At 42.1% G+C, this 26191-nt stretch carries 20 protein-coding genes; 13 read left to right on the top strand and 7 right to left on the bottom strand.

Annotated elements, in window-relative coordinates:
• Positions 1-1156, bottom strand: a 1156-nt coding sequence (locus tag JWR23_RS12135; RefSeq protein ID WP_299516359.1) for an FAD-dependent oxidoreductase, incomplete at its 3' end; no start/stop codon positions are given.
• 274 nt (positions 1157-1430) lie between these two features.
• Between JWR23_RS12135 and cobA the strand changes: the two genes are divergently transcribed.
• Together cobA and JWR23_RS12145 are read left to right on the top strand one after the other, a co-directional pair.
• Complete coding sequence (gene cobA / locus JWR23_RS12140; protein ID WP_299516360.1) at positions 1431-2159, top strand: uroporphyrinogen-III C-methyltransferase; 729 nt, start codon at positions 1431-1433, stop codon at positions 2157-2159.
• A 10-nt stretch (positions 2160-2169) separates the two neighbouring features.
• Positions 2170-2529 carry a hypothetical protein gene (locus tag JWR23_RS12145; protein ID WP_299516361.1) on the top strand — a complete coding sequence of 120 codons (360 nt, stop codon included), beginning with the start codon at positions 2170-2172 and terminating at the stop codon, positions 2527-2529.
• 655 nt (positions 2530-3184) lie between these two features.
• Here JWR23_RS12145 and JWR23_RS12150 read toward each other — a convergent pair.
• From JWR23_RS12150 to JWR23_RS12165, 4 genes are all read right to left on the bottom strand, one after another.
• Positions 3185-3952 (bottom strand): DUF3823 domain-containing protein, encoded by a 768-nt coding sequence (locus tag JWR23_RS12150; protein WP_299516362.1) that lies wholly within the window; start codon positions 3950-3952, stop codon positions 3185-3187.
• 58 nt (positions 3953-4010) lie between these two features.
• Positions 4011-5957 carry a RagB/SusD family nutrient uptake outer membrane protein gene (locus JWR23_RS12155; protein WP_299516363.1) on the bottom strand — a complete coding sequence of 649 codons (1947 nt, stop codon included), beginning with the start codon at positions 5955-5957 and terminating at the stop codon, positions 4011-4013.
• A 20-nt stretch (positions 5958-5977) separates the two neighbouring features.
• A complete protein-coding gene (locus JWR23_RS12160; protein ID WP_299516364.1) occupies positions 5978-9469 on the bottom strand; it encodes a TonB-dependent receptor in 3492 nt (1163 codons plus the stop codon).
• A 131-nt stretch (positions 9470-9600) separates the two neighbouring features.
• Positions 9601-10698 (bottom strand): FecR domain-containing protein, encoded by a 1098-nt coding sequence (locus tag JWR23_RS12165; protein WP_299516365.1) that lies wholly within the window; start codon positions 10696-10698, stop codon positions 9601-9603.
• 151 nt (positions 10699-10849) lie between these two features.
• Between JWR23_RS12165 and JWR23_RS12170 the strand changes: the two genes are divergently transcribed.
• Complete coding sequence (locus JWR23_RS12170; protein ID WP_299516366.1) at positions 10850-11443, top strand: sigma-70 family RNA polymerase sigma factor; 594 nt, start codon at positions 10850-10852, stop codon at positions 11441-11443.
• 414 nt (positions 11444-11857) lie between these two features.
• On the opposite strand, the gene JWR23_RS12175 is transcribed toward JWR23_RS12170, so the two are convergent.
• Together JWR23_RS12175 and JWR23_RS12180 are read right to left on the bottom strand one after the other, a co-directional pair.
• Positions 11858-12328: an ankyrin repeat domain-containing protein gene (locus JWR23_RS12175; RefSeq protein WP_299516367.1), complete on the bottom strand. Its 471-nt coding sequence runs from the start codon at positions 12326-12328 to the stop codon at positions 11858-11860.
• Positions 12325-14472, bottom strand: coding sequence for a catalase (locus JWR23_RS12180; RefSeq protein WP_299516368.1), 2148 nt, complete (start codon positions 14470-14472; stop codon positions 12325-12327). Before JWR23_RS12180 ends, JWR23_RS12175 begins: the two co-directional genes overlap by 4 nt.
• A gap of 718 nt (positions 14473-15190) precedes the next feature.
• Between JWR23_RS12180 and JWR23_RS12185 the strand changes: the two genes are divergently transcribed.
• The 10 genes from JWR23_RS12185 to JWR23_RS12230 form a co-directional block, all read left to right on the top strand.
• Complete coding sequence (locus tag JWR23_RS12185; protein WP_299516369.1) at positions 15191-18265, top strand: TonB-dependent receptor; 3075 nt, start codon at positions 15191-15193, stop codon at positions 18263-18265.
• A gap of 10 nt (positions 18266-18275) precedes the next feature.
• Complete coding sequence (locus tag JWR23_RS12190) at positions 18276-19631, top strand: RagB/SusD family nutrient uptake outer membrane protein (RefSeq protein ID WP_299516370.1); 1356 nt, start codon at positions 18276-18278, stop codon at positions 19629-19631.
• 30 nt (positions 19632-19661) lie between these two features.
• On the top strand, positions 19662-20702 hold the full coding sequence (locus JWR23_RS12195; protein WP_299516371.1) for a TlpA disulfide reductase family protein: 1041 nt from the start codon (positions 19662-19664) through the stop codon (positions 20700-20702).
• 7 nt (positions 20703-20709) lie between these two features.
• A complete protein-coding gene (locus JWR23_RS12200) occupies positions 20710-21969 on the top strand; it encodes an MFS transporter (protein ID WP_299516372.1) in 1260 nt (419 codons plus the stop codon).
• 11 nt (positions 21970-21980) lie between these two features.
• Positions 21981-22559, top strand: a complete 579-nt coding sequence (locus JWR23_RS12205; RefSeq protein ID WP_299516373.1) for a hypothetical protein — start codon at positions 21981-21983, stop codon at positions 22557-22559.
• 10 nt (positions 22560-22569) lie between these two features.
• Positions 22570-24168 carry a rhodanese-related sulfurtransferase gene (locus JWR23_RS12210; RefSeq protein ID WP_299516374.1) on the top strand — a complete coding sequence of 533 codons (1599 nt, stop codon included), beginning with the start codon at positions 22570-22572 and terminating at the stop codon, positions 24166-24168.
• Positions 24169-24435: 267 nt separating this feature from the next.
• Positions 24436-24888: an SRPBCC domain-containing protein gene (locus tag JWR23_RS12215; RefSeq protein WP_299516375.1), complete on the top strand. Its 453-nt coding sequence runs from the start codon at positions 24436-24438 to the stop codon at positions 24886-24888.
• Positions 24869-25219: a helix-turn-helix transcriptional regulator gene (locus tag JWR23_RS12220; RefSeq protein ID WP_299516376.1), complete on the top strand. Its 351-nt coding sequence runs from the start codon at positions 24869-24871 to the stop codon at positions 25217-25219. Before JWR23_RS12215 ends, JWR23_RS12220 begins: the two co-directional genes overlap by 20 nt.
• Positions 25220-25223: 4 nt before the next feature.
• A complete protein-coding gene (locus JWR23_RS12225) occupies positions 25224-25751 on the top strand; it encodes a DinB family protein (RefSeq protein ID WP_299516378.1) in 528 nt (175 codons plus the stop codon).
• Positions 25752-25772: 21 nt separating this feature from the next.
• On the top strand, positions 25773-26191 hold a 419-nt coding region (locus JWR23_RS12230), incomplete at its 3' end, for an SRPBCC domain-containing protein (RefSeq protein WP_299516380.1).

Consider the following 26191-nt stretch of genomic DNA (forward strand, 5'->3'; position numbering starts at 1 on the left):
TATTAACCGTTTGGAGTAAAATATTATAAGCATCAGCATCGCCAATTAAAATTCCGCCTAATAAATATTTACCATCAGTGCTTATATTAATGCGCTTATATATTCCCTTATGCGTGTCTTCAAAAACTATGGTGCGGCAATCCGGTTCAGTAATAAAGGCATCACCAAAGCTGGCTACATCCACACCAATCAATTTGAGTTTGGTACTCATGTCGTAACTATAAAACAACTTACCACCAGCGGTTAATTGAGACACTACAATATCTGCCATTTCATAACCGGGAGCTACAAGCCCATATATCATTCCTTCATATAAAGCGCACTCGCCTACGGCAAAAATAGCTTCATCGCTGGTCTGCATTTTTTCATTGACCATAATACCCCCGCGCGTACCAACCTGTAAGCCTGACAGTTTAGCCAATTCATCGCGCGGTCTTATTCCTGCGGATATGACCAGCATATCAATGGCAATCAAGCTTTCATCATTAAAATGCAAAGTTTCTGCTTTATGCCCGCCACCAATGTATGAGGTGCTTTTATTCAAATGAACATTTAGCCCCAGTTCCTTCAATTTTGATTGTAGTATGGCACTGCCTGCAGAATCGATTTGCCGGGGCATTAAGCGTGGGGCAAATTCAATTACATGGGTTTCTTCCATACCCAGGTCCATTAAAGCCTTGGCTGCCTCTAAGCCTAATAAGCCGCCGCCCATTACGGCTCCTTTTTTAGCCTTAGCAGCATACGCTTTTATCAGTTCCAGGTCTTCAATGGTACGGTAAACAAATACGCCCTCTTTTTCAACGCCCGCAATATCTGGCAAAAACGCGGATGAGCCAGTGGCCAAAACCAGGTAATCATATTTTATAGTAATACCCAGTAAGGAATGCACAGTTTTATCAACCCGGTTTATTTCCTGAACCGGATCGCCGAGATGCAGTAAAATACCATGTTCGGCATACCAGGAGTTCGTGGAAAGCGAAAGGTCTTCAGCTGTTTTTCCGTTAAAATACTCACTCAAATGAACGCGGTCGTAAGCTGGGCGTGGCTCTTCGCCAAATACGATGATATTGAACGCTGATGATTTAGCTACCAGTTTTTCGCAAAACTTATAACCAACCATACCATTGCCAACTACAATTAGGGTAGGTTTTACCATGTCGATTTTAATTTGTTAAAGCTTTTTTAAGTAAATACAATTAAAGTGCGACCTAAATTGTATTTACCTAACAATTTTAAATAAAATAAACTGTAATTCAAATAAATATTGTTATTTTGGTCATATAATTTTATTATTTTTATGTTATTTATGATAAATTTTATTGTTTAAATCACATTTATATTAAAATTTTTCAATTAAATAGATAATTAATTGAAATTGTATAGGATTAAACGTCAAAAAAACTGACTTTTTTAACAAATCACTAAAAAGCATGAAAAATATATCCTTATCCCCGGAATTATATGTTTTAGGGGCCGGGCCGGGCGATCCGGAATTAATTACCGTAAAAGGGTATAAAATTTTACAACAGGCTAAAGTCGTGCTGTATGATAATTTGGCCAATAAAGAGTTGTTAGGCATTACGCCGCCTGATTGTGAACGTATCTATGTAGGTAAACAACCTTATGGTGAGTATATGCCACAAGAACAGATACATGAACTGATCAAACGTTCTGCGTTCAGCAAAGGGAGTGTAGTAAGACTAAAGGGCGGTGACCCTTTTATATTCGGCAGGGGTTTTGAAGAAATAATATATGCCCGCGAGCATGGGATTAAAACTTATTTCATACCTGGTATCACCAGTATGCAGGCATCCGGGCTTGAAGATATACCGCTTACCCATCGGGCTATGAGTGAAGGGATATGGGTAGTAACCGGCACCAAAAAGGATGGGACACTTTCGGCGGACCTGCGCCTGGCCATGCAAAGTAATGCTACTGTAGTAATTTATATGGGAATGAAACAACTATCCTCTATTGCTGACACTTATACCGAAGCCGGGCATGGATCAACATCTGCTGCGATTATACAACACGCTTCTTTACCTCATCAAAAATCGGTACGAGGGATAGTTAAAGATTTGTTTGCTATGGCCGAAAGCAAGCAATTAACTTATCCTGCAATTATTATTATAGGGGCTGTAACTAACTTGGTTAATTAATAAAACAATAATGAAGATACGCATAAAGGGAAATTCCTTACGATACAGGTTAACTAAGAAAGATGTTGAGGTTTTCTCAGCGAATGGATATATTGAAGAGACAGTTGATTTTGCCAATCAAACATTGATTTATGCCTTGCAGCGAAATAACCTGGCTAATTTATTGGCTGTATTTGAAAATAATAAAATAACCTTGTTAATGCCTGCCACAATGGCTACAGAATGGGAACTGACTGATAGGGTGGGTTTTGAAGGCTTGTATAATAAATTATTCCTTTTAATAGAAAAGGATTTTAAATGTTTGGATAACGTTGCGGAAGATCAAAGCGATAATTATCCTAATCCACTATTAAAGACTCACATTAATTGAAAGATTAATGTGGGTTATTTAAGATAGTGGTTCCGCCATAATGTTTTAATTAAATAGCCTAAAAATTAACGTGCGTTAAACGCATTTTTTTATCTTTACAACAAGCTTAACTGAACCACCTGAATTAGATATCGTAAATAACGGTGCCGCTGTAAAAGCTACCGGGAATGTGTAAACTTTCCTTAAGACCGGCTCCCCGCCACAAACAGAGCAAAATCGGCCATTTAAAAGCTGACCACAGACTGAGCCGTAACTTTTACAAAAGAATAAAAGGCGATAATATCAACGTAATGCTCGTCGCTGGATGTAAAATCAAAAAGCATCGCATATTGAGGTTTAGACGGTAATTTGCATATCACTATCTTAGGCGCTATCAAGTTAACCGGGTTTGCCCCTTTAAAGGTAACGCTAAAGATAGTTTGTACCGACCACCGGCAAAACGCCTTCCGTCATAGCCCGGACCTTTACCGTAATAATCGGCAATTTTCAGTTCCTCACGCTTATAGAAAAGCAACTTCAATTCCAGCTGTTATTGGCATATATTGATTTTTGATGAAAAGGTGATGCCGGCTCAGCCGGACATCACCATGATACCCCAAATTACCAATTTTTATACAAGACTGCTTATGGGAAGCAGCATGGGGGTACTTTCAGTTTATTGAGGCATATACACCGCTTTAGCCACGTTATAGTTATAGCGTTTATTAACATTATCTGCTGTTCTGGCAGCTCCTCTTATATAATAAGTCCGGTCGGCCAATAGCGGCAATTTCGATGTCAACGTTATCGTTTGCCCGATAAAATTAGTAATTGGCGATTGTGGGTATTTGCCGGTAACAGGATCGGGTACGGAACCGGGGGTATTGTAGGTGGTTGCATTAAAGGTAAAGTTATTATCCTGATCCGCGCTGCTGACAAATGGGGTTGTACTAATATATAAAGTTGCGTCAGTTACCGGGAATTGAAATACCGGATCCGCAGTCCCCCTGGTAAATTTAAAACTTGCAGATACGGTTTTGTCACCGTTTATAACCGGCTCGCCCACCCACTCTACTTTCAGGAACGGATCAACGGTAAAATTGACGGTTGTAGTACCACCCTGTATATCAACGGTTACACTTTTATCTATAGCAGGTGCAGGGCTTGTCCGGTACGGGGGGACAAAAGCGCCACCAATAGGAACAAGTTTGTATTTACCTTTAAAAACTTTGGTATCGTTATAAGTACCGTCAAATTTTACCATTAAATTCTGATCGGGAGATACAGATACTGCACCGGTTCCATTCCAGTCTAATTGATTTTCTTTTATTTGTATGCCACCGGATTCTGATTGTATAGGAAGCCCTGTCGAAGAGTCTATGATTTTACCGGTAAGTGTTTGATCAGGCGGCGTATAGGCATCTGTTTTAAAACAAGAAGACATGACTGCGCTAATCAGACAAACCGTCGTATAAATAATCGCTTTTTTCATATTCTTATAATTAATAGGTTGGAATATTAGGAACTAATTTTAAGTTTTTATTGATCTCGCTCTGTGGAATTTTTTCATAATACCAGGCCGGTTTAAACGTAAACGTCTTGCCGGTTTCGTCTATCCTTTTATCAAAAATATATTTCCCGTTGGCGGCAACTAAAATAGGATTCAATATAAACAGCTGTCTGTTATTAACCTCCGTATCAGCTATTCTCCAGCGCCTTAAATTCCAAAATGTTTTATTTTCGTAAGCAAGCTCTTTCTTTTCCTCTTTACGTATTATTGCTATGCCATTGGCACCGCTTAAATCGGCAGCGCTTGCGAGTAATACGGCTCCTCCCCTGTCCCGCACATCATTAATTTGAGTAAAGGCGTCCTGCAAGTAGTTAACATCTGTTACGCCAAGATTACTCAGTTCTATCGCAGCTTCTGCACGAAGTAAAATAATTTCGCCATATCTCATATCCGTCCATGGTTGAAACGAATTAAATCCTTTCACGTCTCCCTGGGTTTTCTTTTCATCCAAAAATTTTCGCTGGTAAAAACCGGAAAGTGTACCGGCGCCACCGGTTCCAAACACCCCGCTTAAACCACCTGCGCTAAGCTTACTTCCATCAGGAAGCGTTACAAGCGTGGGGGCGGCAGGCGGATTGGAAGTACTGGGTACCATATTGGCATTACCGCCATAAGCCGCTGTAGCGCTTTTTTGAGCGTAAGGAACTGTGCTACCCGGGAAAGGATCAATGCCATTGGTTATATTACCTACAAATATTCCTCTTCTTACGTCAATGACCTGGCTCTTAAATACCGTACCGGGCACCAGCACCGTTGCGAGCAGGCGGGGTTCGGCATTTTGAAAAAAGCTAAGTCTGTCGTTATAATAAATATATTTTTGAGTCGCGGGATTAATTACGGCCAACGTTCCATCGGTGTTCCTCGGCAAACCATCAAATAGTTCAACAAAATCAAGTGTGGGGTTAAAGTATGAACTATAACCGTCACTGCTTTTCATTTGATCCGGTATGGCCAAAAGATCAAAACTGGTTGGATAATTCGTCAGAACGTAATCACGTGATAACATCTGTTCTGTATTGGCACCGGTACCATCAAAGAATAGATTATAAAAATTAACCGTCTTGTCCGGTGATGACCGGTACAGTTTATAAGGTCCTGCAGCGACCAGCAATGACGCGGTATAGCTTGCCTTTAAATAAGGGATGACCTGGCTCGCAGGGATGCCTTGGACCATTTTGTTGGTAGTGGGGTCGATATTAGTAACAGTATTATATTTTGCAACGTCGGCGGCCGTAAGCATCACCTTTGCCTTTAAGCCCGCCGCTACATATTTATTGGCGCGCCCTCTTTGCTCGCTTGTCGCCCCCATTAAATTATAAGCCTGATCAAGGTCATCGGCTATAAAATCATATACTTCCTGTTCGGAATTCCTTGGGGTAGAAATGGCATCAAGGGTTTGTGCCGGATAATTTTGCACACTCTTTACAAGAGGCACCCCGCCATATCTTTTCACTAATGCAAAATAGGTATACGCTCTTATAAACCGCGCTTCACCCAGCCAGTTGTTTACTTGTGCCGGGGTATAATTTGAAGCATATTTAGAAAGGTTTTCTAAAAAATATTCCGCATTACGTATCTCGGTATACCCATCGCTCCAATAGCCAAAATCACCCAAATTCTCGCTGCCAAACTCTCTGTTGAAAAGTTCGCCGGTATCAAAAGTGGTACTTTGTATGATGTTCCAGTTATTAAACTTTGAAGCTGAATACCGGAAATCTTCCATGGGTAAGTTGGCATATAATCCTGAAAAGTATGCGCCTACCGCAGCCGCGCTGCCAAAAGCGTCCGGGTCCTGTACAATACTGGCAGGTGTAATATTTAGCTTATTACATGAAGTCAGTATAAATACGACTGTAAATAAATATATTATCTTTTTCATATCTAATTTATTAAAATACATTAAAATGTCACGTTCACACCAAGGTTGTACGTCTTGTTCATCGGATACCGGTATCCGTTTTGATCAGATGGTTTTTCGGGATCCACATCCTTGATATAGGAAAGTGTTAAAATGTTATAACCATTTGTATATATCCGGACACGCTGAATTCCTATTTTTTTTGTAAATGCTTTGGGCAGCGTATAGCCCAGTTCAACGGTTTTCATTCGCACATAGGCGCCGTTTTTATAAGAAAACCCGGAGCCGGTATCATAGTTGCTTCCGGTAACCGCATAGGTGCCTGATACATATTGCGTATGCGGATCAAACTGATTTGCATTAGGGTCAACCGGGTGCCATCTGTCAAGAAACTGCTGCAATGCACCCCCACCAAAGGTCAATGGTTGCGCCAACGCTTCAGGATAAGCGGTGGATCTCATCGCCGCACCCTGAAAAGTCGCCGACAAATCGAAATCCATAAAACCGACGCTTGGCGTTAAGCCAAAATATATTAAAGGAATACTGGGCTGGCCCGTTGTATTGACAATAGGATATTTATCCGCGGTGGTAATATACCCGTCACCGTTCCAATCCACATATTTATAATCGCCCGGTAAAACAGCCCGGTTACCACCGTTATTATTTATCTGACTTTCAGTTGGATAGGTGTAAATATCATTAAATGATGTAAAACGGCCCGCTGCCCCATATCCAAATACCACATCATTCCATCGGTTATTCTTATTGTTAAGCCAGTTATCGTATGAGCTCACATACGGCGAAGCTTCCTGGTGTAATAATTTGTTCCTGGTATAGGTAATATTGGCATTAATGCTATAGTTTAGTTTACCCAACCTGTTGGCGTGTGTTAAGGATAACTCGAACCCCTGCGCCCTATCGCTGTTAAGGTTTTCACTGGGTAAGCCTGTACCATATTGTCCCGGCAGTGAAACCGCGCGGGTACCAAAGAGCCCGTCTCTTTCTCGTGAAAAAGCGTCAAGCGACGCGCTTAGCAGACCTTTCCATAAGTCAATATCCAAACCAAGGTTTATGGTTTTTGTAGTGATCCAGGATAAGTTTAAATTAGGTAGTGTTCTTGGTGATAAAGCAGTAACAAAGTTACCATCCATCACATAGCCTGCCGGCGCATTATTAGTTGGGTCGCCCACGGTTAACGGATAATTATACCCGCCTAAAAACTGATAGGATAAACTTCCCTGGTCACCTAACTTGCCGTATGACGCCCTGATCTTTATATTATCAACAAAGGATAAAGCCCGACTTTTTTTTATAAAGCCTTCTTCAGATATGCGCCATGCCGCGGTAACACCAGGAAAAAAGCCCCATTGTTTTGAAGCAGAAAATCTTGAAGAACCATCATACCGGCCAAGCACATCAATTAAATATTTCGATTTATAATCATAGTGTAACCTGGATACCAAACTTTTAGTGCTGACCAATGCATTTTGGTCAATGCTTTGGGTGCCGGTCTGCCCCGCAGCATTTCCTGCTGATAGGGCGTTAAGGGTTGGTATACTTTCGGTTCTTGACGCACTGAAATTATCCGTCCTGGTTGTTCTTTCTTCGTAAACGGCTAATAATTGTATATTATGAACCATGTTAAATACATGATTATAATCAAGGGATCCTTGAAGTAAGGTATTTGGAAAGACCTGGTATTGCCTTGAATCCAAACTGGCGCCATTTGTTGCGTTAATTGCCTGGGGTATAAATGAAATAATACCTGTTGTATTTTGTACACTATATAAATTAAATGTTTTTTGATAAATATTGTTATCATTTACCTGGTAATCATAACTAAAAAGGGCTTTTGCTTTTAAGCCTTTAATAAATGGAATGTTGTAAATAACATCAAACAACCCCTGGAAGGTATTGGTTTTAATATCTCTAAACCCATCATATTGCTTACGCGTAGTCGCGTAGGAATTCACCCCATTATCACCCAGGTTATTAACATAAGCCGGGTTGTTATTGGCAAAAACGGGTAAGTTTGGCGGCGCCCTCCAAAGTGCTTTAAAAAGATCCTGTGATTGATCATAGGGTTGATTTTTTTGATCTTTTATCCCGCTTAACTGGATATCTATGGTCAGGTTATTGGCTATTTTAGCAGTAACATTTGAGCGAAAATTATATTTATTATAATTCAACTCGCCACTTTTATAAAAGCCGCCAAATTTCTGGTAACCTAAGCTTACATAATAACTTGAAGTTTCCGTACCGCCGCTAATATTTAAGTTATGTTGTGTTTGCGGGGCTATTTTATCAATCGCTACGCTATACCAGTCTGTACTTTGCTGAGCGCCGCTGGTAAATGCATCAAAGGCCGCCTGGTTAAATGTTTTATTGGCGGGGTTGCCTATATTGTGCATGCTTTGCTCATTTTTTAAATTCATCCAATCGATAGCACCAATTGGAGTAGGTAAACCTGAAGCATATGAAAAACCCGTGGTAAAATTATACTGGATCCTGGCCACGCCTGATTTGCCTTTCCTGGTCGTAACCAATACGACACCATTTGCTGCCTGAACCCCGTAAACCGCGGCGGCGGCATCTTTTAATATAGATATACTTTCTATATCATTAGGGTCAAGCCGCTGGATATTACCACGTGGCACGCCATCAATAATTACCAGTGGCGCACCTAAACCACGGATGTCAAAACTACTGCTAAAATTGCCCGGTTCTGCGTCTGTTTGCAAAACACGTAAACCGGGAAGCTTACCGGTAAGCATGTTTAAAACATTTTCGTTACGGGTTTTTAAAATTTCTGCCCCATCTATACTGGCAACGGAACCTGTAAGTGATGCCTTCTTTTGTGTACCATATCCTACAACGATTACCTCATTTAAGTCGCTGGCAAGTTCAGTTAGCTGAACCTCAATTATGGTTTGCGTGCCCACTTTTATTTCTTGTGAAGCATAGCCCATAAAAGAGAACACAAGCGATGAATTCGGGCCGGCCACTTTGAGGGTATACCGTCCAGATACATTAGTAGTAACACCATTGGAGGTACCTTTTTCAAGCACGTTAACACCCGGCAGCGGCAGCCCCTTTTCGTCTGTAACTACACCGTTTACGGTAATTGCTATGGGTAGCATTGTCGGAAGTTGCTGATCAGGTTTAGGCCCATCCTTTGCTCTGATCGTAACGGTTTTTTTAAAAATGGTGTAAGAAAATGGTTGGTTCTCCATGCATTTTTCTATCACCTCATTTATAGAAGCATCTTTTACAGCTAAGGTGATCGGTTTTGCACGGTTAAGCAGGTCTGAACTATAAAGGAAATCATAACCGCTTTGTTGCTGAATGTCAAGTAATATATCCTGAAGAGCGGCGCTTTTTACCTGGATGGTAATTTTCTGGCCGTAAGTGCTGGCACTTACCTGGAGTATAACCGTCATCAGAATAATACCGGTTAATTTCATAATGTGAGCAATTTTTGAAAAAATACAGGATTGCTGCCTGTATTTTAATACAGTAAAATTTTTATACATTTGAATGCTAGGTTAATTTACAATTGGATTTGTACGCATAAATTTAACAGGTTAACTAGCTCAGTTTTTGACTGATGCCAGGGGCGCGCCAACGCTCCTGGTTATTTGGCTAACCGCTTGGTTCTTTTTGATTAAGGCATTGCGATTATCCTCCTTCCTTCCATTTTAAAGTGAATAAGCCCGGTTAATTCAAGGCCCTTTAAAAGCTCGGTAATGTCTTTGTATTTGGAATAGGTGCCCCCAAAGTACCGGTCGCCAATATTACCCCGGTATTCTACATCAACATCATACCAGCGTGATATCTGTTTCATGATCTCTTGTATATTGGCATGCCTGAAAACAAACGAGCCGTTTTTCCAGGCGACTACCTCGGCCGCCTTAACCTGCTTAACCGTTATTTTGTCGGAATTATCATTAATTACGCCCTGCTCACCCGGAATAAGTTTAATAACCGAATTTTTACCTGATAAGCGTACAGAACCTGCTACTAAAGTGGTTTTTGATTCCGGCTCACCTTCATAAGCGGCTATATTAAAATGAGTGCCCAGTACTTCCACCTCGGCGCCGTTTGTTTTTACTTTGAAAGGCATTTTTTCGTTATGCGCTACTTCAAAATAAGCTTCGCCTTTAAGCTCCACCAAACGCTCGTTCCCGGCAAAACCGGTAGGATAGGTTAAAGAAGAAACGGAGTTAAGCCAAACTTTGGTGCCGTCTGCTAAAGTAACCTGATACTGCCCGCCCTTTGGAATAGAGAGGGTATTCATTACCACAGGCGCCGTCTTTTCAGCCTGGTAATAGCTTATCTCGCCGCTTTTAATTTTCTTTGCCACAGCCGTTAACGCGGTGCCATCTTTAGCATTATCCAGCAATAGCTCAGTGCCGTCCGCTAAAATTAAAACCGCCGTATTACGGCCCGGTTTAATCACCACCTTGGCGGTCAAGGGTATAACCGACCGCTTTTTCATAAAAACAATCCCGGCACCAATCATAACCAATAGTATAGCCGCGGCCGCCCACATGAGCCTAAAGTTGATAATCTTAGGCTTTTCAAATAAAGTTTGACTGATGCGTTTATAAACCCGCCCTTTAACCGCTGCTTCCCCGGGTAACAACTCACCATCCTGCATCCGGAATCCATCACGGTACTTTGCCAGTAATTCAATTTCGGCGGCGGTACAATTACCAGCCAGGTATTTTTCATACAGCAACGTATACGCTTCAGGGGTCATCTCAGGAAATAATTTAAGTCGGTTTTATCTTGGTTTGGTATAAAGAGGTAGTAAACTAAATTAAACACACATACTTTTATAAAAAAATGCAATCGATTGTTTTTTTTATAAAGTAATAGTTAGTTTTACCTACCCAATTATTTACTGCCTAATGAATAGTACGACCCTTTTAACGGATGAAGAGTTGTGGCATGCCATTATCATGGATGATGCCCGGGCTTTTGCCGCGCTTTATAACCGCTACTGGAAAAAGCTTTACAAAACCGCGTTTTTTTATCTAAAGGACCACACTACCGCAGAAGAGGTCCTGCATGACGTATTCGTTGTCCTGTGGAACCGGCGGCATTATTTAAAAATAGAAAGTTTTAGTAATTACGTTTATATCACCACCCGTTACCACGTTTACAAACAACTTAAGGCTGCCCGTCTATCCCCTATTGAATACATTGAGCAATACACAGAGCAAACCATACCCAAAAGCTTTAATGATGCAGAAGAAAAACTGCGCTATACCGATATTACGATCCAATTGGAGTCCAGCCTGGCCACCCTGCCCAAAAGATGCCGCGAGATATTTTGGTTAAGCCGTGTTGAAAACCGCTCTAATGAGGAAATCGCCAACCAGTTCGGCATCTCCAAAAGAACGGTTGAAAACCAGATTACCCACGCGTTAAAACACCTGAGGCTGTCTTACCGGGAGCTTTCCGAGATGGTACTATTTATGTTATTGATTATCAGGTTATAAATTTGTTACATAGCTAAAAATGATCAGTTCGGCTGGGGTAACCGCGCTCAGGACGGCTCCCAGATAAAGAGCCATAGCCGGCCCGATGCGCCGCAAACAGGAAAATAAAGGTCAGCGCCGTTTCAGCGATCAACCCGGATAAAAGCGAATAAAATACTGGGGGGGGGGATGGCCAGGAGAATATCTTAGCCCTCCGCGAATGCCCGTGCCCTGTTTTCTTGAACGCGTTAGCGATCATTAACAAAAGCGCCGATGAGCCTGTAAGGAACAATCAAAACAAAACGACGATATTGTTCAAGGTGTTGGTTATGAACTGTACCGGCTTAAACCAGGCAAAGAATAAAAAAATTGCCCGTTGCTACTATGCTAAGCAATGATTGACAGGCAATTGGCCGCATAAACTAAAATCGGAGATTATACTAAAAGATTAAGAGCAATCTCATTGTGCTGTTGTAAGGCCAGGTCGACAGCGGAATAACCGTTTTTTTCGAGGATCGTTTTATCCGCGCCGCTAATTAACAATAGTTCAACAAGATCATTCCGGCCAAACATGACAGCAAACATCAAAGCTGTTCCGCCATTTCCGTGCTGCCGGTTTATACTTGCCCCGTTTTCCAACAATAACCGTGCAATATCCGGATAGCCCTTAAAAGCCACCCCCATCAAAGCAGTATTTCCTCCCTCGTCGGCCGCATTTACATCAGCCCCGGAGGCCAGCAATAATTTTGCCGCCGCAAACTGGTTATTATAACAAGCGATGATTAGCGGCGTATATCCTTTTTCATCACGTTTGTTTACATCGGCCCTTTGGGTGATCAGTTCCTGCAGCACTTCCAGGTTTCCTTTCCGCGCAGCAGGGATAATTAGTTCATTTACATCGATCATGCGGGTACTTTATCATTTTTTTCCCGTTCCCAAAAACGGTGCCGGGCAATGGCGTGGATAAATTCTTTTGCTATTGAACCATTTCCGGTTATAACGCCCGCCGTAGCCGGCCCTTTTCCTTTTTTAAGTTGGTTACCGACATAGGTTTCATTTAATAAATCCAGGCCGTCTCCATCGGTTGCGATAGCTTTACAATGGCGATAGGCTTCGTTGATAAAATGAATGGCGTCTGCATTATCCAGCAACCCTTTTGCGCCGGCCGGAATGTAAACCGCGTCAAACAAAACAGATGCCGCGGTTAAAAAGCTCATATCGACCTTAATTGCCGCACCTTTAGCGTTTTTAACCATGCCGCCTTTGGGGGCTATAATTTTTGTGACCGCACCTTCAGCTTCCAGCTCCGATTTTACTGCGGACATGGAATCATCATCCACACCTTCTGCCACAAGAATAGCAATTTGCCTGGTTTTGATCGTATCTTTTAACGTATTGGCCATACTTAAAGCCGGTGATTTATCTATACTTTGTTTTTGCGGTTTATCCTGGTAATCCAAAGGGTTCGCATCCGCTCCATAGTTGTGGTTTAAGGGTTCTTTCGGTTTTGGAACTTCCATACCCAAGCCATCCGCCACTTTAGATGCCAAGTCTGCATTGATTTTTGTCAAAAGGCCGACCATTCTTTCCCGGATCTCTGCCGTTTGAACTTTGCCTAATTCAAAACGCAGCGCATCAATAATATGATTTTGTTCAGGTTGTGACTGGCTGTTAAAGAATAACGCGGCCTGGCTGAAAAAATCCATAAAGCTCTTGCTGCGCGCGCGCACTTTACGGGCATCTATCCGCTCTTCATGGGAGCTGAACCCACCTTCGGCGACTTTAACCTGCATCGGACTTCCACCGCCGGTAGAGTTAGGATGATAACTGGATTTACCAACATTGATTTGCTGGCGCATATGCCCGTCGCGCTGGTTATTATGTACCGGGTTGATGGAACGATTGATTGGTATCTCATGAAAATTCGGGCTGCCCAGCCGTGATAATTGCGTATCGGTATAAGAAAACAACCGGCCCTGCAAAAGTGGATCATTTGTAAAATCTATACCCGGCACCAAATGCCCGGGATGGAATGCTACCTGCTCGGTTTCAGCAAAGAAATTATCCGGGTTACGGTTCAGAGTCAGCTTACCAATTTTCATTACCGGCACTAATTCTTCAGGAATCAGTTTAGTCGGATCGAGCAAGTCAAATGGAAATGTATGCTCATCTTCTTCGGCTACGATCTGTACACCAAATTCCCATTCTGGAAATGCCCCGCTTTCAATGGCCTCATATAAGTCCTGGCGGTGAAAGTCAGAATTCTTACCTGATATTTTTTGAGCCTCATCCCAGGCTACCGCGTGCATGCCCAGCAATGGTTTCCAGTGGAATTTAACAAAGCAGGATTTGCCTTCTGCGTTGATGAACCTAAAGGTATGTATGCCAAAGCCTTCCATCATGCGCAAACTGCGCGGAATTGCCCTGTCTGACATGACCCACATGATCATGTGCATAGATTCAGGGGTCAGCGAAATAAAATCCCAAAAGGTATCATGGGCTGATGCCGCTTGTGGCATCTCATTATGCGGCTCGGGTTTAACCGCGTGAATCAGGTCAGGAAATTTGATCGCGTCCTGAATAAAAAATATGGGTATATTGTTGCCGACAAGGTCATAATTGCCTTCTTCCGTATAAAACTTAACAGCAAATCCCCTAACGTCCCTGGCAAGATCAGTTGAACCACGGAATCCCGCAACGGTTGAAAACCGGGTAAACACCGGGGTTTTAACCGAGGGGTCCTGTAAAAAACCGGCTTTGGTATATTTCGACATTGACTCATAAACCTGGAAATAACCATGTGCCGCAGAACCACGGGCATGTACGATGCGTTCCGGGATTCGTTCATGATCGAAATGGGTAATCTTTTCGCGGAGAATAAAATCCTCCAGCAACGTGGCGCCACGCTCGCCTGCCTTTAAGGAATTATTATCATCATTGATTTTAAGCCCCTGGTCCGTAGTCATGAATTCTCCGGTACTATCTACGGTGTCAGGCGCCAGGTTTTCAATTTTCCTATTGTCCGCTGCTGAAATGTTTTTCTTAGCCATGATATTAATTGGTTGGAGGAGTGTCTAATGACAACCGCACACAATGGCTATTGTTTTTCTTTTTAATTAATACGCGGACAAACCGTTTTCCAATTTAAATCACAAGGGAGCCGGAAACCCGGCGCATCAAGTATGAACAGCTTATTTTATAAAGATCCCTCCGTACGGCTGTGATAAAGCCTTTTAATAATTCTATTTTTTAGTGTGATTTTCCTTTTATGCTAACCTTCCGGGCGGTAGGAAAATATAAGCCATTAGTCATTCCCTATTGAACATCCGAAGAGATGGCTTGTGCAGATACCACAAATGAATTGTTTTATTTCGATATGATATAATATATTAAATCTATAGATTTTGTAGTTATTAAATTATTTATTTACATTCGCCTCGCAATGAAAACAAATGCCCCTATTTTTCTAAGTGCTTACCTCATCCGTAAACCTTCCCGGATGCTTCAACCCGAAGTATGTATAATGTGCTGTTGTTGCTAATATTCTCTCGCTGATCTTTCGCATGTTTAAATAAACATGTGCAACCAACTTAACTTAACACCCTAAAAATCAATATGAAAACTAACTGTATATAACAAATAAACCGGCAAGGAAGCCTCGCCGGTTTGTACAATGAAAAGTCAGCTACGTAACGGCAATCACTCACTGACTCTCATTCCCAGCTTTATAAAACAAATCGAATCATTTATATAAAACTTTTTAAATATATGGAAATATTTATCCATGCCAAGTCATTGCGAATACCTATACTGTTTTTCAAAATAACTTTACTTCTTTTAATACCCTGTATTTCATTGGCGCAAACAACCAATCCGGCGGTTGTAAATTCAAATCTTTCTGGTACTATAACCGATGTGATCACGAAAGAGCCATTAGTAGGGGCGGTAGTAACTATTAAAGGGATCACCAATTCATCGGTAACTGATGTTAATGGAAAATTTAATATTGTTACAGCTCAAAAATTCCCTTACATAATCGTAATAACCTATATAGGCTATGAAACTACCGAGGTTATAGCATCAGGCACTCCGCTTAATGTAGCGTTAAAACCAACCAACAATCAATTAAATGATGTGGTGATTGTGGGGTATGCCGTGCAGGAAAAAAAGGACCTGGTAGGCTCCATCTCGAAAATAGATGCTAAAGAAACCAAAGATTACCCGGCGGCCAGTTTTGATGCCCAACTGCAAGGCAAAGCAGCCGGCGTACAGATCAACTCGAACACCGGCACATCCGGCGAGGCTACGTTTGTAAGGGTGCGCGGTACCACTTCTATAAATGCCAGTAACAGCCCATTGTATATTGTTGATGGCGTATTTGTAAATAATACCAGCCTGCAAACCATGAGCATGGGCAGTATGACCACATCAGCAATTGCCGATATAAACCCGGATGATATTGAAAGTATTGAGGTTTTAAAAGATGCAACTGCAACCGCAATTTATGGGTCGCGTGGGGCAAATGGAGTAATTATAGTTACGACCAAGCGTGGCAGCTATAATAAAAGGCCCACCATTACTTTTAATACTTTACATGGTTTAGCCGCTGTAGATAAAAGTCGCATGTGGCATTTGGTGTCGGGCCCCGAAAACGCGGCGCTGGTAAATTTAGCCTGGATAAATTCGGGTATTGATAACCCTGCGCTAAACCAAACCGCCGCTAACGAGCCCTATCGTTCTATCGCCAGTGGCGGCCGTGGCACCCCGGAAGAACAAAAAACTTATGACAGGCTGGATGATGTGTTTAGAACCGCAGTATTGAGTGATTATGACTTGTCTGTACAAGGTGGTAATAAAGACACCAAATATTATATAGCGGCAGGTTACACCAATCAACAGGCAACTATAAAACCGGTTTACTTTAACCGGGCCAGCCTTAAGTTTAATATCGATCAAAAATTAAGTAATAAGGTAACCATTGGTTTAAGCAATGGCTTATACCGGTCATACCGTAACCAGTTGATAGCAGGCAGTACCCCGCGCGGTATTTTCGAGTCAGCTTTATTAACAGGTACCAACCTGCCAACTAATAATGCCGACGGAACGCCGGCGCTGTGGGGTGGTTTTGATAATGTTGACGTTTTGATAAATAACAATTTCATAAACACGGTAAGCCTGCGCTATATAGGTAATTTTTATCTGGATGCAGAAATATTGTCGGGTTTAAAATTTCATTCCAGCTGGGGAATGGACTATAATAACTATAATGAAAATCAGTACTGGAATGACCAGACCGTAGTAGGTGCTGCGCCAACCAATGGTTCGGCAACGTCGTCTATTTCGCAAAATACCGCCTGGGTTAACGAGCAAACGCTTTCTTATCGTAAGGTTTTAAATAAAAACACTTTTGGTGTACTGGTGGGTAATACTTTGCAAAGTAATATACTTTCAAACACAACGGCTACCGGCACCAACTTTCCTAATAACTCTTATACGCAAATTTCGTCAGCGGCAAACCGAAGCGCTACGCAAAGCTGGACGAAGGGAAATTTGGCTTCCTTTTTTTCGCGGATCGATTATAACTATGCCAGTAAATATTATTTAGAGTTAACAGGCAGGGCAGATGGCTCATCGCGTTTTGGTAAGAATAACCAATGGGGGTATTTTCCATCGATAGGTGGATCGTGGCGTATTAAAGAAGAAAATTTTCTAAAAAATGTCGATGCTATTAACGATTTAAAACTAAGGGTTAGCTATGGTACCACAGGTAACCAAACCGGTATTAATGACTTTGCGGCACAAGGTCTTTGGACCGGCGGTGCAGGTTACCCTGACAATGCAAGCAGCGGCGACAAGCCGGGCACAGCGCCACAGCAGTTAAGCAACTTAAACTTGAAATGGGAAAAAACAACCCAAACAAGCGTTGGCCTGGATGGAAGTTTTGTTGATAGTCGTATCAACATCGGGATAGACCTGTACCGAAAATACACCACCAATGTTTTGCTGCAATTACCGGTACCGGCAATAAGTGGCTTCACCTCCATTTATAGCAATGCCGGCGAAATAAGTAACAAAGGCTTTGAGTTGCTGATCAATACTATAAATATCAGATCAGGTGCTTTTAAATGGGAAACCAGCTTTAATATTTCAACCAATATCAATAAAATAGAAAAATTGCCTATACCTATTGATAATGGTTTTCTGCACCTGCAGCAAGGATACCCTATGTATTCTTTCTTAGTTTATAAGCAGCTGTATGTTGACCCGCAAACAGGTAATGCGGTATATGATGACAGCCAGACCAAAGATGGCAAAACCACCGCTGCTGATAAAGAGATTATAGGCCAGGCGCTGCCTAAATTTATTGGCGGCTTCAGCAATAATTTTAAGTATCATAATTTTGATGCGAGCCTGTTCTTTTCTTTCCAGACAGGTAATAAAGTGTACGATCAGAACCGGGCCTATGGAGAAAACGGCGGCACAAGGGCAGACCGGTCTTACTGGACATCACAGTTAACTGCATGGCAAAAACCCGGCGATATAACCAACTTGCCGCGGATAACAACTGTAGGCACAAACTACACCATCGACCCAACAACACGTGTGCTGGAAGATGGTTCGTTTTTAAGGTTAAAGACGTTAAGCCTTGGCTATACATTGCCAAAACCGGTAGCCTCAAAACTTAGCCTAAACTCATTGCGTATCTATTTTACAGGCTCAAACTTGTGGCTACTTACTAAATATAAAGGTTATGACCCGGAATCATACTTTACACTGGGTAACGACTTTTCTACCCCACCACAGCCACGATCATTTCAATTAGGTATAAACCTCACTTTATAAAATCACCCACATGAAAACAAATAAATTACTTTTTTACCTCCTACCTGTATTGTTATCGACGCTGGTGTCCTGCAAGAAATTTCTTGATGTGCAACCCTTAAACTCTGTATCAGATGATGTAACTATCGTTGACAAGTCTTCTGCTGAAACTGCTGTAAGAGGCATGTACAGGGCATTGGCCAATGATGGTTATTATGGTACTTCGTTCCAATCCATCGGCTACCTGTCGGGCGATAATCTGTTACGTACCGGACCGGGGACAGACCCGTCGCAATTTATCAGTCATGCCGTAACTTCAGATAACGGAACAATCGGCAGCGCCTGGAACGCTATATACAGCACCATAAACCGTGCAAACTATGTAATAGCCAAATTGCCGGGTATAACCGATATTAAATTAACCGCCACTGAAAAGAATCAGCTGCTGGGCGAAGCTTATTTTGTACGGGCACTGTGCTATTTTGACCTGGCCAGAACTTGGGGTGGCGTACCGATAGTATTGACACCTACCTTGTCATCAACAGATAAAGATGGTGTTAAACGCAACACCCTGGCCGAAACCTATGCCCGGGTATTGAGCGATCTTAATTTGGCTTATCCTTTATTGCCAACCGCCATTAACCGCATAAGGGCCACAACCAATACTGTAACCGCATTGCGTGCGCGCTATTATTTGTACCAGAAAGATTGGGTGAACGCTGAAGCTAATGCATCAATTATTATTAATGATGCTACAGATTATAAGCTGATTGCTCCTTATAATTCATGGTGGGCAAATAATGTAGTTGGTACAGTCGAATCGGTATTTGAGCTTTCTTATAGCGCTACTTATCCTAATGCACACCGCAACTCATGGATGCCTCCGGAACTGGGAGGAACACGGATATGGATACCTAATAATGCCTTTATCGCTTTGGCCACAGATCCGTTGGTTGGCGGAAGCCGCAATTCCTTGATTGGTAAAACCACGGCAGGTCTTTATTATGGTACTTTATACTATCGCAGCCCGGCTACCGATCCAAGCTATATATTCCGTATAGCAGAAATTTATTTGATACGCGCGGAAGCCAGAGCGCAGCAAGGCGGTGCTATGTTGGCAGGTGCCATTAGCGATCTAAATGCTGTGCGTACCCGTGCCGGCCTTGCAGGCACTACCGCTACAACCCAAGCCGATATATTATTGGCCATTGAAAACGAGCGCCGAATAGAATTTGCCTACGAACCGCACCGCTGGTTTGATTTGGTAAGAACCGGCCGAGCCGCCGCAGTTTTGAATATAACAGATCCTAATAAATTATTGATGCCCATACCGCTTTCACAAATACAGGCCAGTAAGGGTGCTATAGTACAAAACCCAGGTTATTGAATCTTTTAAACAGCTTAAATAAATAAAATCATGAAAAATATAATTGCTTTTTTTAACTTCCTTGCCCTGCTAAGCATAGGTAGTATTTGCCAGGCACAATCAGAAAATGCCAACATTACTATTAAAGGTACTGTAGGTAATACCACTAAAACCATATACCTGCAAAATTATGGTACCCGGACATTCCATGTGTTAGATTCGGCTAAGGTTATTGACGGGAAATTTAGCTTTACGCGTACATTAAAATATCCTGAAGTTTATGGTCTGTCTATTGATACGTCGGCCATTGCAGCAAGAACCGGCCAACTACATCCGGACGATCAAACTTTGACTGTTTTTGTAGATAACACCAACTCCATTACCGTTGAATTTGATACCGTTGGCCATTTTAAAAACTCAAAAGTAATTGGCTCGACCGGTAATGAAATTTACAAAGAATTTCGCAAAAACAAGGGCGCTAACCTGGAAGACTTTATAAGAGGAAATTCAAAATCAATCGTACCCGCTTATGTGCTGTACCGCACTTACTCAAGTGCCATATCGCCCGATGCATTAAAGAATGATATTGATCTGTTAGACCCATCATTGGGCGATAGTCAATACGTTGTGGACTTGAATAAACTGGTGGAAACAGTACCAATAGGTTCTAAGGCGATTGATTTTACCCTGCCTGATGTTAATGGTAAACCGGTAAAACTTTCGAGCAGATTTGGTAAAAAATATATTCTACTGGAATTTTGGGCCTCATGGTGCCCGGTATGCCGCAGGGAGAATCCTAATGTGGTGAAAAATTATCAGAAATATAAAGACAAAGGGCTTGACATTTTCGCGGTATCATTAGATAGAAATAAAGCCGCCTGGCTTAAAGGGATTAAGGATTATAAGCTATACTGGACACAGGTATCAGACTTGAACTTGTGGGACAACTCTGCAGCCAGGCTATACGGATTTAGGGCGCTGCCATCAAACGTGTTAATTGACAGGCAGGGAAATATTGTTGCCAAAAATTTATCAGGTGATGAGCTGGATAAAAAGTTGGCAGAAGTACTTACACCTGGCGAAAATAACTAATTAGACTATGCACCCAATATCACAAATAAACTCTGTAGCAGAAGTTATCCCTGCGAAAGCTGCAAAAAAAACAAACATTTTGCTCATCATCGTATCGGCGTTAGGCTACTTTGTAGATGTGTATGATATGATGCTGTTTACGGTTATCCGCAAAAAGAGCCTGTTATCATTAAGTGTTGCAGACGAGAATGCTTTATCTGCAGGCTTGAGGTTGCTCAACTTTCAAACCGCCGGGCTTTTGCTGGGCGGTATTTTCTGGGGCGTTTTGGCCGATAAAAAAGGCCGGCTCACGGTACTGTTTGGTTCTATAATTATTTACTCGACCGCTAATATTTTAAATGGCTTTGTAACTACCATCTGGCAGTTTGAACTTTTACGGCTGGCGGCCGGGTTTGGCCTGGCCGGCGAATTAGGGGCGGGTATAACCATGGTAATGGAAACTATGAATAAGAAAACACGTACCCTCGGCGCTACGCTGGTAGCAAGTGTAGGTTTGCTTGGTGCTATTGTTGCCGGTTATGTTGGCCAGGCCTATGACTGGCGCATAGCCTTTATAATTGGCGGCGTAATGGGCTTTTTGCTGCTATTCTTGCGGGTTGGCGTGTTTGAATCGGGCATGTATAATAACATTAAGGGTAAGCATATTGAGAAGGGTAATTTCTTTAAGCTGTTTTCTTCCTGGAGCAGGTTCAGCCGGTATGGTAAAGCTATACTGGTTGGCCTCCCATCATATTTTGTGCTGGGTTTGTTATTGACCATTGCCCCCGAATATGCTAAGGAGTTGGGCCTCACACAAAAAATAAATACCGGGTATGTAATGATGTTTTGCTTCGCCGGGTTTTGCAGTGGCGATATCATTTGCGGACTCATCAGCCAGCAATTTAAAAGCCGCAAGATTGTGTTATACCTGTTTAATATTCTTTCTCTGCTGGCTATTGGCATCTTCTTTTATTACCCTACAACAAGCCTTGGCGGGTTTTATACCAAATACGTTTTGGCCGGCCTGGGTATAGGTTATTTTGCCATGCTGGTTACCAACGCGTCAGAGCAGTTTGGTACCAACTATAGGGCTACAGTAGCTATTACAGTACCTAACTTTATACGTGGGGCATTGATACCCATTGCTTTTGTATTTGGAGCTGTTAAGGAAAGTTTAGGCTTAGTGAACGGCGCGGCATTAATAGGCCTGATAACGGTTGTTATAGCTTTAATAGCTACCCGATACACTAAAGAAACATTTGATGAAAGTTTGGATTACACCGAATAAATAAGAATAATATGGCACAGAAAACAAATCGTTTAAAAACCCTTGTTAATTCATTTACAGAGTTGATAGATAAAGAGCAGGCCGAAGAAATCATCCTTCAACAAGGCAGTGCATTGTTAAAAGACTTAATAGTGACCGATGATTGGCTGCCTGACGAATACGCGCAGCCGCACCGCAAATTCTACCAGCAATACTTATTATATGCCGATCCAGATTCGCGCTTTTCAATAGTCAGCTTTGTTTGGGGGCCGGGGCAGGTTACACCCATACATAACCATACTGTTTGGGGCTTAGTGGGCGTATTGCGCGGTGCCGAATACGCGCAGGCTTATGAAAATAATCAGGGCCAATATTTGGCCGTTGGCGAACCCATAAAAATGGTAGCTGGAGATGTCGAAGCTGTTTCACCAACTGTAGGTGATCTGCATAAGGTTAGAAACGCTTATGCCGAAGAAGTATCTATCAGCATACATATTTATGGTGCTAATATTGGTAAGGTAGAACGCAGCGTTTTCCTGGAAGATGGCACTGAAAAGTCTTTTATTTCCGGGTATTCAAATTCAATTCCTCCTGATTTGGAGAACTTATAAGTATAAAAATATGACTAACACAAATATCGGAATATATACATATTTGCAGGCTCGGACAGCATTATTAAAACGGCAGGAAATTGCTATTTTAGATGTGCGTGAAGAAGCGCATTTTGCCGAGGTTCATCCATTATTTGCTGCTAACCTGCCCTTGTCGCGTATAGAAACAGACGTTTACAACCGCATTCCCAATCGTCTTACAACCCTAATTATATATGATAACGGAGAGGGTCTGGCAATTATAGCAGCCGAACGGTTAATACTATATGGTTATAAAAATGTTATTCTTTTAGAAGGCGGCTTACAAGGCTGGCACGGTGAGCTATTTAAAGATGTAAATTCACCAAGCAAAGCATTTGGCGAACTGGTGGAATCAAAAAGGCATACCCCTTCTTTATCTGCGCAAGAAGTAAAAGCACTTATTGATAATAAAGAAGATATCGTAATATTGGATGCCCGCCGGTATGATGAGTATCATACGATGAATATACCGTCGTCTGTAAGTGTACCCGGAGCCGAGTTGGTATTACGCGTAAAAGAACTGGCGCCTAACCCTAAAACCTGTGTAATTATTAATTGCGCAGGGCGAACACGAAGCATTATTGGTACACAGTCATTAGTAAATGCAGGTCTTGATAACCCGGTTTACGCGCTCAGAAACGGCACTATTGGTTGGATTTTAGCTGGGCAGAAATTGGAGCATGGTCAAAGCCGTAACATACAAACGGTTAGTAAAGAAAACAAGGAACAAGCTATAGCGGCCAGTATAAAAGTTGCCGACAAAGCAGGTGTAAAAAGATTAACCCTTCACTTGTTACAGCACTTACTTAAAGAAAAAGACCGCACTAACTACTTGTTTGATGTGCGTACTCCAGAAGAATACCTTCAAAGCCATTTGCCGGGATTTCTTTCTACACCTGGCGGGCAATTGGTGCAGGAAACAGACCATTTTGCACCCGTGCGCGGTGCACGTATTATTCTGTATGATAATGATGGCGTAAGGGCTAACATGACGGCCTCCTGGCTGGCACAAATGGCTTGGGAAGTATATGTTTTAGATTATGTTAATAATACCGCGTTAACAGAAAAAGGCGAGGCGCCGCTTAATTTGCCGTTGCTGCCGGACTTAAAGGTCGATCAGATCATTTCTGCTGAATTATTACAATACTGGCTAAGCGAAGATAAGTCGCTGATCATCATAGACCTGGCACCTGCATCGATTTACTTAAAAAAGCATATACCCGGTGCATGGTATGTTTTGCGATCACAATTGAAAACAGCCTTAAAACAATTGTCTGCCCCTGAAAAATATATACTCACTTCGCCGGATGGCATACAAGCACGCTTTGTAGTAGGAGAATTAGAAAAATTAACGTCGGCTAAGGTTTATCTGTTGGATGGAGGCACCAATGCCTGGATAGCGGGAAATCACAAAACGGAAAGTGGCGAACTTAATAGCCATTTTGCGTCACCGCAAATAGACAGATACCGGCGGCCATACGAAGGCACTAATAATACGGCGGAAGTTATGCAGAGCTATTTGGATTGGGAATATGGGTTAGTTGACCAGCTATATCAGGATGGTACACATGGTTTTTTTGTGATTTGAAAATATTCAGTCCGTCATAAAACAATAATGATTTAATACCGAATATCTTATGAGAAATAAAAAAAGATCGCCCACCTTTTTATTTTGACCGGTTTTTACCTATACGGGATGGTTCCCCCCGATATTTGACCCTTAAATGTGATCATTCCGCTATTTGTACAATGCAGGAAATTCCGGCGATTATCAGGATAACGAAAAAAAAATAAAAAAAAATTTGCGTAACTCATAAGTTACTTATACATTTGAGTAACTTAAAAGTTACGCATTATGGCAAAAGTTATTAAACACCAGTATTTCTTCTCTCATCCCGTTGAGACGGTTTGGGAATACCTTACCAATTCTGAACTCATGGGGCAATGGCTCATGAAAAATGATTTCCTACCCATCATTGGCCACGAGTTCCAGTTTAGCACCGGCGCGAAAGCAAACCTGAATTTTGACGGGATATTTTACTGCAAAGTATTGGAGATTGAACCGTTAAGAAAATTAGCTTACTCCTGGAACTGTGGCCCGGGCGAAAGCAAGATCAACCTGGAGTCGGTGGTAACCTGGCAACTGGAAGCAAGGGAAAATGGCACGGAAGTGTTTTTAGATCATCGCGGATTTAATCAGGAGGAAAATCTCGACATGTATCATGGCCTGTTGCACGGCTGGTTGGAGAAATTCCAGAATATCGATAAACTTTTAAATGCCAACGCACATGGCCATACCAACGCTTGATACCTTCCAGGTCATCGGCGATCCCAGCAGGCGCAAGATGCTCATGCTGCTCTCGGAAGATAGCCTGACCATTAACAGCCTGGTAGATCATTTCGACATGAGCCGCCCCGCTGTTTCCAAGCATGTGAAGATATTGGAAACCGCCGGCTTTATTTCTATTCAAGACATGGGCCGGGAACGCTATTGCTCGCTGAAAAAAGACGGTTTTGAAGAGCTGCAGGCCTGGCTCAACTATTTTGATCAATTCTGGGCATCGAAGCTGAAAAATTTAGAAAACTTATTAAATAACAAACTGCCAATTAAAAATCTAAATACTCATTTAAAATCTTAAAAACATGAAACTTAAAAGTTTAACGGTCGCGCTATGCTTAATCGTAGGCAGCCAATTATCAATGGCGCAGGCAAAAGTAGCTGAACTGGTAAAAGAGTGGGAAAGGTCGAAGGCTTACACAAAAGAATACCTGGATGCCATGCCAGAAAGCGGCTATGCTTTAAAGCCCACACTTGAAATGCGCTCTTTTGCGGAACAAAATTTACATCTGGCAGATGCCAACTATGGTCTTGCCTCTGCCGCTTTAGGCATAAAGAGCCCGTTTGACCAGGGGATATGGGAAAAAACCGGCGATAAATCCAAAGTTAATGTGAGTAAAATCGTGCTGGCCAGCTATGATTTTGTGATCGATCAAATCAAAAGGCTATCTGACGCGCAACTGGACGAGCCCATTAAAATGCTTGGAAGTTTCGATATGTCTAAAAGAATTGCTTTGGCTAAGGTTTTTGAACATCAGGTACATCACCGGGGGCAGACAACAGTATATCTTCGATTGGCAGGAGTTAAGCCACCGCAGGAAAAGTTATTTTAAACCATTACAAAAACGACAAACATGACAACACAAAATTTTACAACTACCCTTTTGGTAGACCAAACCCCGGAGGAAGTATTCAAGGCCATTAACCATATCCGTGGCTGGTGGACGGAGGATTTTAAAGGCCATTCAGCAAAACTGAATGACGAGTTTGAAGTCCGCTTTGCAGATATGCACTATTCCAAACACAAATTATCGGAAGTGATTCCAAACGAAAAGATCGTCTGGCTGGTTACGGACAGCTATTTAAGTTTCCTGGACGATAAAAACGAATGGACCGGCACCCAAATCTCCTTCGAAATATCCAAAAAAGGAAACCAGACACAACTGCATTTCACGCATATTGGCTTGGTTCCCGAAAGTGAATGTTATCAGGACTGCTTCCAGGGGTGGAACTATTTCCTGCATAGTTTGCAGCAGCTGATCACCACCGGTCA

Source organism: Mucilaginibacter sp. (genome assembly GCF_028288205.1).
In the GTDB taxonomy this organism is placed as follows: domain Bacteria; phylum Bacteroidota; class Bacteroidia; order Sphingobacteriales; family Sphingobacteriaceae; genus Mucilaginibacter.

Bases quoted from the DNA above. Each gene is read 5' to 3' on its own strand.
- JWR23_RS12155 (WP_299516363.1), bottom strand. From the start codon at position 5,957: ATGAAAAAGATAATATATTTATTTACAGTCGTATTTATACTGACTTCA.
- JWR23_RS12200 (WP_299516372.1), top strand. From the start codon at position 20,710: ATGCACCCAATATCACAAATAAACTCTGTAGCAGAAGTTATCCCTGCG.
- JWR23_RS12180 (WP_299516368.1), bottom strand. From the start codon at position 14,472: ATGGCTAAGAAAAACATTTCAGCAGCGGACAATAGGAAAATTGAAAAC.
- JWR23_RS12175 (WP_299516367.1), bottom strand. From the start codon at position 12,328: ATGATCGATGTAAATGAACTAATTATCCCTGCTGCGCGGAAAGGAAAC.
- JWR23_RS12195 (WP_299516371.1), top strand. From the start codon at position 19,662: ATGAAAAATATAATTGCTTTTTTTAACTTCCTTGCCCTGCTAAGCATA.
- cobA (WP_299516360.1), top strand. From the start codon at position 1,431: ATGAAAAATATATCCTTATCCCCGGAATTATATGTTTTAGGGGCCGGG.
- JWR23_RS12145 (WP_299516361.1), top strand. From the start codon at position 2,170: ATGAAGATACGCATAAAGGGAAATTCCTTACGATACAGGTTAACTAAG.
- JWR23_RS12150 (WP_299516362.1), bottom strand. From the start codon at position 3,952: ATGTCTTCTTGTTTTAAAACAGATGCCTATACGCCGCCTGATCAAACA.
- JWR23_RS12185 (WP_299516369.1), top strand. From the start codon at position 15,191: ATGGAAATATTTATCCATGCCAAGTCATTGCGAATACCTATACTGTTT.
- JWR23_RS12165 (WP_299516365.1), bottom strand. From the start codon at position 10,698: ATGACCCCTGAAGCGTATACGTTGCTGTATGAAAAATACCTGGCTGGT.
- JWR23_RS12170 (WP_299516366.1), top strand. From the start codon at position 10,850: ATGAATAGTACGACCCTTTTAACGGATGAAGAGTTGTGGCATGCCATT.
- JWR23_RS12215 (WP_299516375.1), top strand. From the start codon at position 24,436: ATGGCAAAAGTTATTAAACACCAGTATTTCTTCTCTCATCCCGTTGAG.
- JWR23_RS12205 (WP_299516373.1), top strand. From the start codon at position 21,981: ATGGCACAGAAAACAAATCGTTTAAAAACCCTTGTTAATTCATTTACA.
- JWR23_RS12210 (WP_299516374.1), top strand. From the start codon at position 22,570: ATGACTAACACAAATATCGGAATATATACATATTTGCAGGCTCGGACA.
- JWR23_RS12225 (WP_299516378.1), top strand. From the start codon at position 25,224: ATGAAACTTAAAAGTTTAACGGTCGCGCTATGCTTAATCGTAGGCAGC.
- JWR23_RS12190 (WP_299516370.1), top strand. From the start codon at position 18,276: ATGAAAACAAATAAATTACTTTTTTACCTCCTACCTGTATTGTTATCG.
- JWR23_RS12160 (WP_299516364.1), bottom strand. From the start codon at position 9,469: ATGTATAAAAATTTTACTGTATTAAAATACAGGCAGCAATCCTGTATT.
- JWR23_RS12220 (WP_299516376.1), top strand. From the start codon at position 24,869: ATGGCCATACCAACGCTTGATACCTTCCAGGTCATCGGCGATCCCAGC.